The organism is Chryseobacterium sp. MMS23-Vi53 (genome assembly GCF_047651245.1).
Taxonomy (GTDB): Bacteria; Bacteroidota; Bacteroidia; order Flavobacteriales; family Weeksellaceae; genus Chryseobacterium.
This window is the reverse complement of record NZ_CP180265.1, coordinates 1,224,762-1,239,739: the sequence shown is the minus strand read 5'-3', so window position 1 is coordinate 1,239,739 and position 14,978 is coordinate 1,224,762. Positions and strand designations below refer to the sequence as shown.

At 34.1% G+C, this 14,978-nt stretch carries 15 protein-coding genes; 10 read left to right on the top strand and 5 right to left on the bottom strand.

Going from position 1 to position 14,978, the window contains the following annotated elements:
- Window positions 1-491: 491 nt before the first annotated feature.
- The 8 genes from ACKX2A_RS05470 (at window position 492) to ACKX2A_RS05435 (ending at window position 6,026) form a co-directional block, all read left to right on the top strand.
- Window positions 492-1,424, top strand: a complete 933-nt coding sequence (locus tag ACKX2A_RS05470) for a ring-cleaving dioxygenase (RefSeq protein WP_415328157.1) — start codon at window positions 492-494, stop codon at window positions 1,422-1,424.
- Window positions 1,425-1,485: 61 nt separating this feature from the next.
- Entirely contained in the window at window positions 1,486-1,782 is a 297-nt protein-coding gene (locus tag ACKX2A_RS05465; RefSeq protein ID WP_415328156.1) for a GNAT family N-acetyltransferase, read from the top strand.
- 55 nt (window positions 1,783-1,837) lie between these two features.
- Window positions 1,838-2,791, top strand: a complete 954-nt coding sequence (locus ACKX2A_RS05460; RefSeq protein WP_415328154.1) for a VOC family protein — start codon at window positions 1,838-1,840, stop codon at window positions 2,789-2,791.
- A 1-nt stretch (window position 2,792) separates the two neighbouring features.
- Window positions 2,793-3,413, top strand: a complete 621-nt coding sequence (locus ACKX2A_RS05455; protein ID WP_415328152.1) for an alpha/beta hydrolase — start codon at window positions 2,793-2,795, stop codon at window positions 3,411-3,413.
- Window positions 3,414-3,475: 62 nt separating this feature from the next.
- On the top strand, window positions 3,476-3,823 hold the full coding sequence (locus tag ACKX2A_RS05450) for a hypothetical protein (RefSeq protein WP_415328150.1): 348 nt from the start codon (window positions 3,476-3,478) through the stop codon (window positions 3,821-3,823).
- 9 nt (window positions 3,824-3,832) lie between these two features.
- Window positions 3,833-4,144 (top strand): hypothetical protein, encoded by a 312-nt coding sequence (locus ACKX2A_RS05445; RefSeq protein ID WP_415328149.1) that lies wholly within the window; start codon window positions 3,833-3,835, stop codon window positions 4,142-4,144.
- 9 nt (window positions 4,145-4,153) lie between these two features.
- Entirely contained in the window at window positions 4,154-4,738 is a 585-nt protein-coding gene (locus ACKX2A_RS05440; protein ID WP_415328148.1) for a Crp/Fnr family transcriptional regulator, read from the top strand.
- A gap of 412 nt (window positions 4,739-5,150) precedes the next feature.
- Entirely contained in the window at window positions 5,151-6,026 is an 876-nt protein-coding gene (locus ACKX2A_RS05435; RefSeq protein WP_415328146.1) for a pirin family protein, read from the top strand.
- Window positions 6,027-6,092: 66 nt separating this feature from the next.
- Here the strand turns inward: ACKX2A_RS05435 and ACKX2A_RS05430 are convergent, their stop codons facing one another.
- A complete protein-coding gene (locus tag ACKX2A_RS05430; protein WP_415329415.1) occupies window positions 6,093-6,743 on the bottom strand; it encodes a GLPGLI family protein in 651 nt (216 codons plus the stop codon).
- A gap of 337 nt (window positions 6,744-7,080) precedes the next feature.
- Window positions 7,081-7,632 (bottom strand): REP-associated tyrosine transposase, encoded by a 552-nt coding sequence (locus ACKX2A_RS05425; RefSeq protein ID WP_415328145.1) that lies wholly within the window; start codon window positions 7,630-7,632, stop codon window positions 7,081-7,083.
- 623 nt (window positions 7,633-8,255) lie between these two features.
- Here ACKX2A_RS05425 and ACKX2A_RS05420 point away from each other — a divergent pair.
- Together ACKX2A_RS05420 and ACKX2A_RS05415 are read left to right on the top strand one after the other, a co-directional pair.
- Entirely contained in the window at window positions 8,256-10,382 is a 2,127-nt protein-coding gene (locus ACKX2A_RS05420; protein ID WP_415328143.1) for a DNA topoisomerase 3, read from the top strand.
- A gap of 263 nt (window positions 10,383-10,645) precedes the next feature.
- Window positions 10,646-11,068, top strand: coding sequence for a PaaI family thioesterase (locus ACKX2A_RS05415; protein ID WP_415328141.1), 423 nt, complete (start codon window positions 10,646-10,648; stop codon window positions 11,066-11,068).
- A 164-nt stretch (window positions 11,069-11,232) separates the two neighbouring features.
- On the opposite strand, the gene ACKX2A_RS05410 is transcribed toward ACKX2A_RS05415, so the two are convergent.
- From ACKX2A_RS05410 to ACKX2A_RS05400, 3 genes are all read right to left on the bottom strand, one after another.
- Window positions 11,233-11,970 (bottom strand): hypothetical protein, encoded by a 738-nt coding sequence (locus tag ACKX2A_RS05410; protein WP_415328139.1) that lies wholly within the window; start codon window positions 11,968-11,970, stop codon window positions 11,233-11,235.
- Between the two features lie 98 nt (window positions 11,971-12,068).
- On the bottom strand, window positions 12,069-13,418 hold the full coding sequence (locus ACKX2A_RS05405; RefSeq protein ID WP_415328136.1) for an MFS transporter: 1,350 nt from the start codon (window positions 13,416-13,418) through the stop codon (window positions 12,069-12,071).
- Window positions 13,419-13,431: 13 nt separating this feature from the next.
- Entirely contained in the window at window positions 13,432-14,865 is a 1,434-nt protein-coding gene (locus ACKX2A_RS05400; RefSeq protein ID WP_415328134.1) for a mannitol dehydrogenase family protein, read from the bottom strand.
- Window positions 14,866-14,978: the final 113 nt, after the last annotated feature.

The window sequence follows — 14,978 nt, the reverse complement described above, 5'->3', positions numbered from 1 at the left end:
TAATCTAGGCATACAGCAGTACATCATCATTGAATTGATGGTGTACTTTTTCATTGAATTATAATTAAATCCAGATTTCATTCTATATTTCTTTCCTGATTACGGTTGCAAATATAAGGCATAAATTTTTATTAGTCCACTAAAAAAGTAGACTTTTTGTAAAATAATTACAATATTAATATTTAAATATTTGATTTTCAGTTAATTTTTTTTTTTTTTTAAAATTTTGGTTTAACAATTTTATGCTTGCTTGTCATTCTGAATGGAACGAAGTGGAGTGAAGAATCTGTTAATGATTTTAAAACCTTATTCATAGAGATTCTTCCTTCGTCAAAATGACAAATATGTTATTTTTAAAATGAATATTTCTTTTTTAACTTTTAAGTCATATTCGCTATTAAAATCAAAAACCATCATTTATTAAACTAGTTAAATGCACAAGATTTCCAATCACCCTAAATTTGTCATATCAAAATCAAACAAATAACAAAATGGAAAATAGAATTTTAGGATTGCACCATATTACAGCAATCGCAGATAATGCAAAAAGAAATTTAGATTTTTATACAAAAGTTTTAGGAGTAAGATTAGTAAAGAAAACTGTAAACTTCGACGATCCGGGAACGTATCATTTTTATTTTGGAAACGAAGAAGGAACTCCGGGAACGATTCTTACTTTCTTTCCGTGGGAAGGAATCGGAAAAGGAACAAATGGTTCTGGTTTGGCAACTCACATCGGATATTCTGTACCAAAAGGAAGCTTAGAATTTTGGAAAAATAGATTGAAAAATTTTAATGTAAATGTTGAAGAAGGTGAAATTTTTGGTGAAAAATTAATTTCATTTCAAGATCCGGATGGTTTACAATTACAGTTTATTGAATCTTCAACATCAGATGACAGAAAAGTCTGGACAATCAATGATATTAAAGATGAAAATGCTTTAAAAGGTTTCCACAACATCACGTTGACATTGAGAAAAGCTGATCCAACGATCAAAGTTTTAACTGATATTTTAGGATATGATCTTCAAAAACAGGATGGTAAAAGATACCGTTTTGCAACCGATGCAATTGAAACAGCCAATCTTGTCGATATTATTGAAAACGATAAAATTTTAGCAGGAAGAAATGCGGCAGGAACCAATCACCACGTGGCTTTCCGCGTGAAAGACGATAATGTTTTAATGGAATTCCGCGAAAAAGTATTGTCTGCCGGATTGAATATTACTCCGAAAATCGATAGAGATTATTTCTATTCATTGTATTTCCGTGAACCGGGTGGCGTTTTATTCGAAATCGCAACCGACAACCCGGGATTCACTGTTGATGAGCCTTTAAGTGAATTAGGAACAAACTTAAAACTTCCAAAACAGCATGAAGGTTTACGCGAAAAAATTGAAGAAGTATTACCGAAGTTATCATAGGTCATTACTCAATTTTTAGAAAGATCTTACCTTTAAATTATTAATTAAAAAATCAAAAACAATGGAAACAACAAAAGTAGAATTAGGAAACGTGAGAGGCGAAATCCAGCTTTTCTCGGATGATAAAAAAGCGGGAAAAATGGATATTTCGGTAATTGGAAAAAAATTAACAGTTTATCACACCGAAGTTGATGAAGAATATGCAGGAAAAGGTTTTGCTAAAATATTATTAGACAAGCTGGTTTCTTACGCCAGAGAAAATGACATGAAAATTGTACCGTTGTGTCCGTATGTTCATGCTCAATTCAAACGCAATCCGGAACAGTATAAAGATGTTTGGTTGAAGGAAGAGGAATAAGATTCACATAAAACCAACACCCATAAACAATCAACCAACAACAAAAACCAAAACTATGTCACTTATCACAGGACTTCACCACGTAACCGCCATCACGGGCGACGCACAGGAAAATATAGACTTTTACACCGGAGTTTTAGGACTTCGACTGGTAAAGAAAACCGTAAATTTTGATTATTCGGATGTTTATCACTTCTATTTCGGAGACGAATTCGGAACTCCGGGAACGATTATGACGACTTTCCCTTATGGAAAAGGTCTTGTTAACGGAAGACACGGAAAAGGGATGTTGAATACCACTGCATTTTCGGTATCCATCGATGCTTTGGACTATTGGATGAATCGTTTGAATCAGTTTAATATTCCTTTTAAACATCCTCAGCAAAGATTTTCGGGCGAAGTTTTTATTTACCTGGAAGATTTCGACGGGTTAGGTTTGGAGTTGGTTTTTAATGATAAAGATGATAGAAAAGGCTATTATAACGGGTTTATTCCAAAAGATTTTGCCATAAAAGGAATTCATCATGTTGAAATTTGGCTGGATGCCTATGAAAGAACGGCGGCTTTGTTGACGACGCAAATGGATCATAAACTCATTGCCGAAAGTTCTGATAAATTCAGATTTGCAACGGAAGATGCACCAGGAAAGTATGTTGATTTACTTTGTACACCAACCGCTTTGAAAGGCTTGGCAGGAAGAGGAACAGTTCACCACGTAGCTTTTGCAACTCCAAATGCTGAAACTCAGCTTGAAATGATTGAAAAATTAAACAAGTTTGGCTTGGAACATACTGAAGTGAAGGACAGAAAATATTTCACTTCCGTATATTTTAAAGAGCCGGGAGGTGTTTTGTTTGAAATAGCGACTTCAGGTCCGGGCTTCGATGTAGATGAGGAATTGGCTTCTTTGGGAGAACATTTAAATCTTCCAGAACAATTTGAAGAAAAAAGAGAACATTTGGTTGAAGTTTTACCGAAAATTAATTATCCGACAGAAAAATTTAGATAAAATGAGTCATAGTTTAGATATAAAAATAGGAGGGAAATCATTAAATGAAGCTGAAAAAGTTTTAATCATGATTCACGGAAGAGGTGGAAGTGCGCAGGATATTTTGAGTTTATCACAGCATTTAAATGTAAAAGATTATGCTTTATTGGCACCGCAAGCAACGAACGGAACATGGTATCCATTTTCATTCATTGCTCCCGTAGATCAAAACGAACCATGGTTATCTTCTGCAATTGAAACCATTGGAAAAACTGTTCAAACAGCTTTGGATACAGGAATAAAAGCTGAAAATATTTACTTTTTCGGGTTTTCGCAAGGGGCCTGTTTGACTTTGGAATTCCTGGCAAGAAATGCGCAAAAGTTTGGTGGAGCAGCAGCCATAATTGGTGGAGTGATCGGTGAAACAATCAACCGTGAAAATTATAAAGGTGATTTTTTTCAGACCCCGATTTTTCTTGGAACAAGCAATCCGGATTTTCATGTTCCGGTGGAAAGAGTTTACGCAACAGCCAATATTTTAAGAGAAATGAATGCGGATGTAACGGAAAAAGTCTATGCTAATTTTGGGCATTCCATCAATCAGGAAGAAATTGAGTTGGCAAATTCGATTGTTTTTAAATAATTCTTAGCCGAGAATACACGAATAATTTATTAGCGTATTCGTGGCAAAAAATAAAATATAGAATGAAAATTACAAAAATATTCAGTGATGAAAATGGAGACTCTCGTTTTGAAGACATCGAAATTTCTTTGATTGATCAAGGGGAAATTGGATTTCTTTCAAAAGATATTGACGTTAAAAAATTACAATTCAGACAGGTTGCTGCGGAGTACGATTATGATTTTCATTGTGCACCACAAAGACAATATATTGTACTTTTGAATGGCGGGGTTGAAATCGAAACTTCGTTGGGAGAAACCAGACAATTTCAGACAGGAGAGGTACTTTTGGTAGAAGACACTTCAGGAAAGGGGCATAAAACCAAAAATATTGAGAAAAAAACGCGGACTTCACTTTTTATTCATTTATAAATTAAAAAAATGAAAACATTAAATTTTTTAGTGATTGGAAAAAATCAGGAAATTCTTGAGACTTTAAAAAGAATTATCGAAAACAACGAAGGCTGGAATGCGGAAATTCAGAGCGATGAAAATTTTTGTTATGAATATATCAAAGAAAATCAGGTAGATATTGTGCTGTTGAGTTCCGGATTGGAAGAGCAATTTGAAAAAGATATTAAGGTTTTTTGTGAAAATTTAGACAAAGAAATCAAAGTTATTGACCATTATGGCGGAGGAAGTGGACTTTTGAAGAACGAAGTTTACGCACTTTTTCCTAATTTGCAGCCATAAACTGCAATTATGTCCCAAAACATCATCGAAAACGTAACACGATTCATCAGCCTTAGCGAAACCGAAGAAAAATTTTTCACCGATTCTCTAACGTTACAGACCTTTCCCAAGAAAACTGTTTTGTTGAGAGAAGGTGAAATTTGTCAGTTTGAAGGGTACATTCAAAAAGGTTGTGTACGAGTGTATTATCTTGATGATAACGGTTTTGAGGTCACCATTTTATTCGCCATTGAAGATTGGTGGATCAGTGATATCGCTTCATTTCAGGAACAAAAACCTTCCCGATTATACATTGAAACATTGGAAGATTCGGAAATATTTATGCTGAATCCGACAACAAAAGAAAAATTATTAACCGAAATTCCGAAATTCGAAAGAGTTTTCAGAATGTTGGTTCAGAGAAATCTTTCAACATTACAAAACCGTTTGGTAAATACTATTTCCAAAGCTGCGTCCGATCGATATTTAGAATTCATTAAAGTGTATCCATCTATTCCGCAAAGAGTTGCGCAATATTATATTGCTTCTTATCTCGGAGTTTCTAAAGAATTTGTGAGTACAATCAGAAAGCGTTTGGCTTCTAAAGAGAAGTAATTTTCTCTCGCTGATTTTGCAGATTACGCAGATTTTAATTTTATTTAAAATAATATTCACAACGTTTGTCATACTGATTCCTATGACAAACGTTGTCGTTTATAAACCGACATAGGAAAATGTAGCGTTAAGAAAATTAATGATGTGAACGTTAATAAAATTCTACTGTTTGAGCGCGACACAAAAGTTGAATCGAAGAACAAATACTATTATCGCGCGAGTTTTAAAATTTTAGAGAACATCATTAATTTTTAGCGGAAGTTTCCAAGTCTTGAACTTTTGGTCCTTTTGTTTCAAGACAAAAGGACTTAATTATTTTAAAAGAAAAAGCAATTTATTAAACTAGTTAAATGTCCAGCAATTCTAATCTTCCGAAATTTGTCTTATCAAAACGAATAAAATACGAACAGATATGGACAGAAAAGATTTTTTAAAAAAAGGATTATTGGGAACAGGAATGTTTGTGGCATCCGCTTCATTGGGTAATACAATGAAAAATGAGATTGACGAAATTGAACCGTTAGAACCCATCGGATATAATCATTTACCCTATACAGATTCGAAAATAAAGGACAATTCTGTGATTCATAAAGCGGATTCCCGAGGAAAGGCAGATCATGGCTGGCTGGTTAGTAATCATACATTCAGTTTTGCAAATTATCACAATCCGGAAAGAATGCATTTTGGAGTGTTGAGAGTTTTAAATGATGATAAAGTGGATGCGGGGAGAGGCTTCGGAACGCATCCTCACGATAATATGGAAATCATCAGTATTCCGTTGGAGGGAGATTTGGAGCATAAAGACAGTATGGGAAATACGGCTGTAATCAAAAGTGGGGATATTCAGGTGATGAGTGCCGGAACTGGAATTATGCACAGTGAATTCAACAAAAACCAAGATCAGTTGGTAAAATTCCTACAAATCTGGGTGTATCCGAATAAAAGAAATGTCACTCCAAGATATGATCAGATCACACTTGACAAAACAAAAAGCAAAAACCAATTCCAACAAATTCTTTCTCCAAATGCGAATGACGACGGAGTTTGGATTCATCAGGATGCATGGTTTCACTTAGGAAATTTTGAAAATAATACTGAAACCAATTATCAGATCAGGAAAAAAGGGAACGGTGTCTATGCGTTTATCATTAAAGGAAGCGCAGAAATCGAAGGTCAGAAATTGGAACAAAGAGATGGTTTTGGAATTTGGGACATTTCAGATTTACAGATTAAAGCAACATCAGAAAACACGGAAATTCTTTTAATGGATGTTCCTATAACGATGTAATACATTATACTATGAACCTTGTTTCATAATTATTGTTGGTTGGCTCTCTTTTTTAAGGGAGCTTTTTTAATCAGTAAGTTCTATCGGATTTTCATATTTTCTGTTTTCTTCTCTTTCTTTTTCCCTTTGTCTTGCTATTTCCTGCCCTTTTATAATGGTCGTTCCATAGCTTGCAAGTATTGCGGTCGTATTAGCATCGGCATTTCTTAATGCCTGTTTTAATTTGGGTTGCGTGGTTTCTATGGCATCAGTATATCTGCTTTTCTTAATGTTAATTAATTTTCCTTTCAGTTTAGAAGCGGGTACAGATTTTACCAATTCGAAATCAAATTCTCCTTTATCATCCGTTATTTTAATGATTAATCCGGGTAATCCACTGAATTTATAAGGACCATAAGGTAAAGGAATGTCGGGAGAATACCATGCAATCCAGTTTCTTCCTTTAGAAGTGATCTCTGCTTTCTTACAATTAATGGTATTAATTACCTTTGTTTCATTTACTAGTTTCCAATCTTTTTTTACTGGTTCTTTATAAGTGAGTAAAGACATTCCAACAGATCTAAAATATTGTACATTTTCATTTGACTGTATTATGGTAAAAGATAAATTTGTTTTCGGAATCACTACACCCTTTTTCCAACCAAGAGTAATGCTTCCATCAGGATTAGTTGTCGATGTTCCTGAATTTTCCATTATAGAATCAGTTTTTAATGAGATTGTATTCGCAAAAAAAGCATCCTTATCAGCTACCTGTAATGAGAAAAATTCTTCTGTCTATTATCCGTTCGTGTATCAAATTTAGCTTTCAATTGATAAATGAATTCACCACGTAAAGAATCTTGTTTATATAATTGAGCATAAGATAAAACGCTACAAAAAAGGATGAACAACTGAAATAACTTTTTTTTGTAATACATAAGAGATATTTTCATTATAAATTGAAGTTATGATGATTCCGCGATAAGTGGTCACTGCTAGCGCGAGCGTCTCGCTCGTGCTCATGAATTCTTTAATTGACTTGACGGCACGAGCGAGACGCTCGCGTTAGCGAAATTTATAGATTGGTATCGATTTTCAAAATACTATCATCGTCTTCATAATAATTTTTTGCACTACTGTATTTCCATTCAAAAGGTTGCGAAACAAAACCACTTTCAACAGGGTTTTGATGCACGTAATTTAATTTTTGTTCAAAAACTTTCAAAGACCAAATTTCTATTGGCTGATTATGTTGTTGCCAGAATTGATGAGTTTGAACATTTGAATTTCTCTTTCCAGCTTGTTTAAACATCCAGAGAAGCCATTCTTTTCTACTTTCTTCATTATTTTCTTTAATTGCTGTAATCATTTGTTTAGAGATAAATCCCTTAAAATCTCGAATTAAATCTGATGGGTTTTCATTGGCTGCCCGAAAAATTAAATGGATATGACTTGGCATAATATAATATCCAAAAATGATCATTCCTTTATTTTTCCGACAATAATCTAGGGAGTTAATTATAATATCAAAATACTCCAATCGTGTAAAAACATCAATCCAAAATACTGTTGCAAAACTTATAAAATAAGCTCCGTCTTTTTCTTTAAATTTATATTTTCGACTCATAAATTAAAACTTTTCATCAATCGAAACTAATGAAAATAAGTTATAAATGTTTGATTTTTAATGATTTTAATTAATGTTGAATTAAGGTTGAATTTGTTCACTATCAGCTAGCGCTAGCGTCTCGCTCGTACTTAAATACAGAAATAATCTTTTATAATTTTAACCTACTAATCTATTAAAAACACAATCTGATTTGTTATTTTAATAACTTTAAGAATCCTTTTTGTAATTTTAAAAGTAATATTAAAGGATTTAAAGTATATTCTTTTAGTATTATTTATAATATTTGCAGCGTAAAAGTAAATTCTCGCAATGTAAAAATAAAAGCAAGCAATGTAAAAGTTAAAATTTGCAACGTTGTTTAATATTCTCGCATCGTAAAATATACTTTTTTAAATGTCATTAACAAAGTTCAAGTTATAAAACGTACTTTTCGCAATGTAAAATATAAACCTAGCGATGTAAAGTATACTTCTTCAAATGTAAAAGTTAATCTTAGCATAAAATAAATCATTCACACTATCAACAGCCAATCAATAACGATCAACCATCAATCCCAAACAAATTAGCAAAAGTCAAAAAAAATCCCGATTTTTGCCCTCTTCAACAATTCCGAAAAATTCATGAAACTTTGTATTGCCGAAAAACCCAGTGTTGCCAGAGATATCGCCAAAGTGTTGGGCGCGACCACGCCTAAACAAGGCTATATGGAAGGAAATGGCTATTGCGTGACATGGACTTTCGGACATCTTTGCACCCTCAAAGAACCTCACGATTACGGTCCGCAATACAAGTCCTGGAATTTGTTTTTGCTGCCGATCATTCCGCCAAACTTCGGAATTAAGCTGATCCCGAATAAAGGTGTTGAAAATCAGTTTAAAGTCATTGAAAAGTTAGTCGAAGAATGTGATGAGGTTATTAACTGCGGGGATGCCGGTCAGGAAGGAGAACTTATCCAAAGATGGGTTTTACAGAAAGCAAAATGCAACAAACCTATTCAGCGTTTGTGGATTTCATCTCTTACCGAAGAGGCGATTAAAGAAGGTTTTGCAAGTTTAAAACCTGCCGAGGATTACAAAAATCTCTATCTCGCAGGAAACGCAAGAGCAATTGGCGATTGGTTATTAGGAATCAATGCGACACGACTTTTTACCAAAAAATTTGGTGGAAATAAAGCCGTTCTTTCTATCGGAAGGGTACAGACTCCGACCTTGGCGATGTTGGTTCAACGTCAGAAGGAGATTGATGCTTTTACAACCGAAGAATATTGGGAACTGAAAACCAAATATCGTGACGTTATCTTCAATGCCGCAATCGATCGTTTAAAAGCATTGGAACGTGCTGAAAAAGGTTTAGAATACTTAAAACAAAACCCTTTCGAGATTGTTTCTTTTGAAATTAAAGAAGGAAAAGAAAAAAATCCAAGACTTTTCGATTTGACCGGACTTCAGGTGGAAGCCAACAAAAAATACGGTTATTCTGCTGAGAATACGTTAAATTATATTCAAAGTCTTTACGAGAAAAAACATGTGACTTATCCGCGTGTGGATACGACCTATTTATCTGAAAGTTTATACCCGAAAATTGAAGGAATTCTTAGAAAAATGTATCCTTATCAGGAGTTGATTTCTCCATTATTAGAAGCTCCGATTCCAAAGTCAAAGGCAGTTTTTGATGATGCAAAAGTGACGGATCACCATGCAATTATTCCGACGGAAATTCCGCCTTCACAGAATTTAAGCCGAGAAGAAAAACTGATTTACGATTTGGTTGCCAAACGTTTCATCGCCGTTTTTTATCCTGAATGTAAGATTTCAAATACTTTAGTAGAAGGTCAGGTGGGAACAATTCCTTTTAAAACAAGTGGAAGACAGGTTCTTGAACCGGGTTGGAGAGCGGTTTATTCTAAAGAACCGAAAGAAGAAACAACGGATAAAGAAAAAGATAAGGAAGAAGAACAGACAATTCCGGAATTCACTGTTGGTGAAACCGGACCACATGATCCAATGATTCATCAGGGTAAAACAACACCGCCAAAACCGTACACAGAAGCAACGCTTCTTCGTGCTATGGAAACTGCCGGAAAGCAAGTTGAAGACGAAGAACTTAGGGAAATGTTAAAAAACAACGGAATCGGAAGACCTTCAACTCGTGCAAACATTATCGAAACTCTTTTTAAGAGAAAATATATCGAAAAGAAAAGGAAAAATCTCATCGCTACCCAAACCGGAATTCAGCTGATCGACACAATTGAGGATGAATTGCTAAAAAGCCCTGAATTGACGGGAGAATGGGAATCTAAGCTTCGTAAAATTGAAAGTGGTGAATATGAAGCCAATCAGTTTAAAGAAGAATTGATCCAAATGGTGACGGAATTGACCAAAAAAGTGGTCGACGGAAAAGGAAAAGTCATTTCTTTGGAAGAGGAAAAAGTTGAGGTCGTTAAAGAAAAGAAAAAGCGCGAACCAGCTGTGAAAAAAGAATTGCAGTCTTGGGAAGAAACCCAATGTCCGAAGTGCAAAGAACACCATTTAATGAAAGGAAAAGCGGCTGTTGGTTGTTCAGATTTTAAAAATTGTGGCTTTAAAGTTTCATTTGAAATTTTCGGTAAAAAGTTATCAGATAAACAATTAATGGATTTAGTCTTAAAAGGAAAAACTTCGAAATTGAAAGGCTTTACAGCTCATCCTGAAAACTTAGTGGAAGGAGTTTTATCTATGGATGAAAATTTTCAGATTGTTTTAAATTAAATAACTAAACACAAAAAGTACAAATATTTTCACAAATATCACAGAGAAATATTCAATAGGAGCGGACTTTAGTCCGCTTTCAAATTTTATACAATAAAAAGGCTTTAGCCAAAACTTAATTCAAACTTAACAACTTAAATCTCCTTAATGGTTTAATTTAAAAACATTAGGAATTAAAAAATAAATCAAAACATAACATTTGCATCATTCGTGAAAAACATTTGTGAAAATTTGTGTTTAAATTTACATTTTAAAATCAAAAAATGACTCCACAAAAAAGACAACTTATCATCGATAGTTTCAACCGTTCCGAAACTTTAAAATTCTACAAAGCTGAATTATTAGAAGTTAAAACAGATTTTATCTCCATGAAAATTCCCAAAATGGAATTAATGACTAGAAAAGCAGGAATGTTCAATGGGGCAATGATTGCCTCTTTAGTTGATGTTTCTTCAGGTTACGCGGCGGTAAGTCATTACGAAGAAGATTGCTATGTTGTGACGGTGGAGTTGAAAGTTAATTATTTACGACCTGCAATTGGAGATGCTTTGGTTTCAAAATCTTATGTTATTAAAGGCGGTGCAAAAATAAGCGTCATTCGAACTGAAATTTACACTGTTGATGAAAAAGGCGAATCAGAAAGCCATGTCGCAACTTCGTTAGTTACCATGATGAAAATTAAATAAAAATGAAAAAAATGTATCGAGAATTTTATATTTAAAATCAACAAAATCAGATTCTAAATAAAAATTCTCGATACAAATTTCTTTCAAAATTTCACTAGAATTAGCAGAGTACAATAACCCAAAAACGCTCAAACCCTAAGACACTCAAACCTAAATTCCGAGACTCAAAACGAGAACGCCTGCACCGAAAATTGCAGATATGCATTATTCCCAACAGGATTCCACATTCCCCAAATTCCGACAGGAAGCTTGTAACCAGCGATCGTAAAACTTTTAGAAACAATTAAACTTATTTCTGTAAATCCGTCTCTTTTGGCGAAAAAATTACTTTCTTCTCCGGCATGATTCAGGGCAAATCCGTACCCGATTCTTCCTCGAACTTCCAGGTTCTGATCTTCTTTTTTATAAAGCGGATATTCTGCCGAAACAAAGGATGAATATTTGTTTTCCGTGTTGTCTTTATTTCTGTCACGTCCGAACACAACAGTGTTTGCACTCAAAGTCAAAGGAATTTTATCGCTGATTGTGTAGTAAGATCTCAGATCCCAGAATCGTCCCGTTTCACGGGCATTATAATTGAAAAACTCTTTGTTGTTGTAGGTTGCTCCGGGTGAAAAATTATAAATGTCCCAAAGCTCAACGGTCAGATGCTTGTTTTTATATCCGATATAGTTATTGAATTCTTTGTAAGAGCCATCAACATTTCCTCCTGTCCAAAAACCTCCATAGAAATTTTTTCCGTCCAAATGAATATCTCCAGTATAAATTAAACCCGATGAGACCTCAAGTCCTCTCCATAAATGGCTGTTTCTGAGTTGTAAAGCTGAGTGAATTTGCTGGGCAAAGGATAAAGAACTCCCTGTGATAATTAAGAAAATTATCAGTAATCGATTTTTAATCATAATGTTGCGTTTTCTTATTCAAGTTTGCGCCATTCTACATCCGGCAATTTTTACCGGATGATAGAATGTTGAAAAACACAAATTTGAAAATTATAATTTTAGTTGTTTACGATATCTTTTTCTCGGATTTTAGAACCGAAAAGGGCATAGGAAAGCATTAATAATTCACAGACAACAGTGAGAATCCAAGTCCATCTCCATGATCCGAAAGCATCTGCCAAACCTCCCTGAATTAATGTAAAAACGGCTCCTCCAAATACTGCAGAAATGAAAACTCCTGATGCTTTTGAGGTATATTTGTTTAACCCTCTGATAGAAAGTGTATAAATGCAACTCCACATCGATGAATGTAAAAGTCCGATTGCAACCAAAAACCAAAGATTTTGAGTAATCATGGCTACAATCGCTAAAATTGTTGCTAAAATTGTCGTTACAATTAATTGAGTTTTTGCTGAAATATGATTTAGAAAACTAGAAACCGATCTTCCAACCAAAAATCCACCCCAATACAATGTTGAAAGTAGGGCATGAATTCCCAGATCCATTCCACCAATCATAATGTCTGTTTTACCGAAGAACGTTATGGGATGACCAGATTCCGTCAATTCAAAAGCGTGAAGATTGATATTTGCACCAATCGCAACTTCAGTTCCTACGTAAAAGAAAATCGCCAAAACCCCCAATGCAAAATGTCTGAAAGACCAAATACTTCGCTCAAGTTTTTCTCCATCTACCGCTCTTGTGTTTTCAATATCAGGAAGATGCAGTCTTTTTGTAATTAAAATAACCGTTAAAATACAGGCAATTAAAACAGAAAGTGGAAGCAATAATTGTTTGATTTCAATTTTTTCAATGGAAATTCCGCTGAACATAATCACCGTTACGAAAAACGGGGCAGAAGTGGTTCCTATCGAATTTATTGCTGTTAAAATATTCAGACGCTGAACAGGCTGTGTTCCTTTTAGCTGATAAGAAGCCGCGTAAGGATTTACAACGACCTGAATGACCGCTGCGGAAGTTCCCATCAGATAAGATCCTGCAACGAAAATGATAAATCCGAAAGGAATAATTGCATCTCCAACATTGAATTGTAAACCCGGAAAATTAGCACCAAACCACGAAGATAAAAGGTACATAAACAATCCTGAAATCATGAATAAAAGTCCTCTCAAAATGGTGTTTTTGTATCCGAAAGCATTTACCCATTTACTTCCCAATGTTCCGTTTAATAAATATCCTAAAAAGAAAAAGAAGGAAATAAGGGTTGTAAATGTATTTTTTAAACTTCCTGCATGAGACAGAAAAGTGAATTTCAGGGGAGCCTGAAGCTGCTCGTTTACTGTAGTTAAAAAACCGACAATAAAGTAGATAAATGTAATAATAGCGAAAGGAAAAACGCTGTTATTTGCCCTTGAATCCAAGGTTTTTACGTCTGAGTTTACGATCATATGTGTTTGTTTTTTAAATAATTGTTTCTAATACTTTGCCAGCTCCCTGATTTTTAATTTCTTCAGTAAATTTAGAATAGAGATTGGTAAATTTTTCATTTGATTTTAAATCAATACTTTTTAAAGCAGATAATTCAAGAAATTTTATAGAATTAATATTGGAAATCAATTGTTTATCTTCTTCTGTAATCCACGGTTCTGCAACTTCAAAAGAATGTCCGTTATCATCTACTTTATATTTTAAATAATGTCTATAGGAAGCGATTAAAAAAGCAACTCTTGTTAAATCTTTATTACCATTTACCATTTTAGCCAAATTGGGCATAATGTAAACCGGGAATTTTGAAATTCCGTCAAAGCATAATCTGCTCACCTGATCGCTTACGCTATGGTTTGCAAACCTTTCAATTAAAGTCTGTTTGTAGACATTTAAATCCGTATTTTTTGGAGCCGGAACGTAAGGCGTAATGTCAATTTCCATAAAATCACGGATAAATTTCACAATGCTTTTATCGGTCATTGCTTCATCGACTTTTCTGTAACCTTTTAAAAATGAAGGATAAGAAAGTAAGGTGTGAGAAGCGTTCAGAAGACTCAATTTCATGTTTTCAAAAGCAGTGACATCATCTGTAAACTCAACGCCGACTTTTTCCCAATTGGGTCTGCCTGCAACGAAGTTGTCTTCAATTACCCATTGCGTAAAGTCTTCGCAATAAACAGGGGCTTTATCTTCAGTTCTACTTTTTTCATTAAGTCTTACAATATCTTCGGAAGTCGTTGCGGGAGTGATTCTGTCGACCATAGAATTGGGGAAAGTAACGTTTGTTTTTACCCATTCTGCAAGGTCTTTATCCTGATTTTCAATAAAAGTTGTAAACGCTCTTTTAGCAGTATTTCCATTGTGTTGAAGATTGTCGCACGAAAGAATCGTAATTGCTCCACTTCCGTTTGATTTTCTCTGGCGAAGACCTTCCGCAATAAATCCAAAAACAGTGGTGGGATTTTCCTGATTTTTTAAATCATGCTGAATTTTTTCATTATTTAAATCAAATTCATTGGTTTCTTTATCCAAATTATAACCGCCTTCTGTAATGGTTAAAGTAATGATTTTTGTGTCTTTATTTGCAATTTTTTCAATAACAGCTTTTGGATTTTCAACACCCCAAATCAGCTCTGTTAAAGATCCAATCTTAAAAACCTCATCTTTTCCGTCTCTTCCACAAACTGTTAAAGTATAATCAAGATTTTGAGATCTTAAATTATTGACGATTTTTTCATCGGAAGGTAAAAGGCAAATTCCGCAGATTCCCCAGTTTTGCTGATCTTCATTTTCCAACAACAGATTGGTATAATATTGTTGATGAGCCCGGTGAAAGTTTCCGACACCGATATGTACAATTCCTGAGGTGATATTTTTTTTGTTAAATTGATATTGTGAGATCATCATATAGAATAGTTTTAATTAATTGTTAATCATTTCCTAAACTTATATTAATAATCACATTGCTCATGAAAATTTGTTGATAAATTGTTAATGGGAACGTTCCCAGGTTTTTGGGA

Bases quoted from the DNA above. Each gene is read 5' to 3' on its own strand.
- ACKX2A_RS05420 (WP_415328143.1), top strand. From the start codon at position 8,256: ATGAAACTTTGTATTGCCGAAAAACCCAGTGTTGCCAGAGATATCGCC.
- ACKX2A_RS05410 (WP_415328139.1), bottom strand. From the start codon at position 11,970: ATGATTAAAAATCGATTACTGATAATTTTCTTAATTATCACAGGGAGT.
- ACKX2A_RS05460 (WP_415328154.1), top strand. From the start codon at position 1,838: ATGTCACTTATCACAGGACTTCACCACGTAACCGCCATCACGGGCGAC.
- ACKX2A_RS05400 (WP_415328134.1), bottom strand. From the start codon at position 14,865: ATGATGATCTCACAATATCAATTTAACAAAAAAAATATCACCTCAGGA.
- ACKX2A_RS05440 (WP_415328148.1), top strand. From the start codon at position 4,154: ATGTCCCAAAACATCATCGAAAACGTAACACGATTCATCAGCCTTAGC.
- ACKX2A_RS05470 (WP_415328157.1), top strand. From the start codon at position 492: ATGGAAAATAGAATTTTAGGATTGCACCATATTACAGCAATCGCAGAT.
- ACKX2A_RS05445 (WP_415328149.1), top strand. From the start codon at position 3,833: ATGAAAACATTAAATTTTTTAGTGATTGGAAAAAATCAGGAAATTCTT.
- ACKX2A_RS05465 (WP_415328156.1), top strand. From the start codon at position 1,486: ATGGAAACAACAAAAGTAGAATTAGGAAACGTGAGAGGCGAAATCCAG.
- ACKX2A_RS05450 (WP_415328150.1), top strand. From the start codon at position 3,476: ATGAAAATTACAAAAATATTCAGTGATGAAAATGGAGACTCTCGTTTT.
- ACKX2A_RS05425 (WP_415328145.1), bottom strand. From the start codon at position 7,632: ATGAGTCGAAAATATAAATTTAAAGAAAAAGACGGAGCTTATTTTATA.
- ACKX2A_RS05455 (WP_415328152.1), top strand. From the start codon at position 2,793: ATGAGTCATAGTTTAGATATAAAAATAGGAGGGAAATCATTAAATGAA.
- ACKX2A_RS05435 (WP_415328146.1), top strand. From the start codon at position 5,151: ATGGACAGAAAAGATTTTTTAAAAAAAGGATTATTGGGAACAGGAATG.
- ACKX2A_RS05415 (WP_415328141.1), top strand. From the start codon at position 10,646: ATGACTCCACAAAAAAGACAACTTATCATCGATAGTTTCAACCGTTCC.
- ACKX2A_RS05405 (WP_415328136.1), bottom strand. From the start codon at position 13,418: ATGATCGTAAACTCAGACGTAAAAACCTTGGATTCAAGGGCAAATAAC.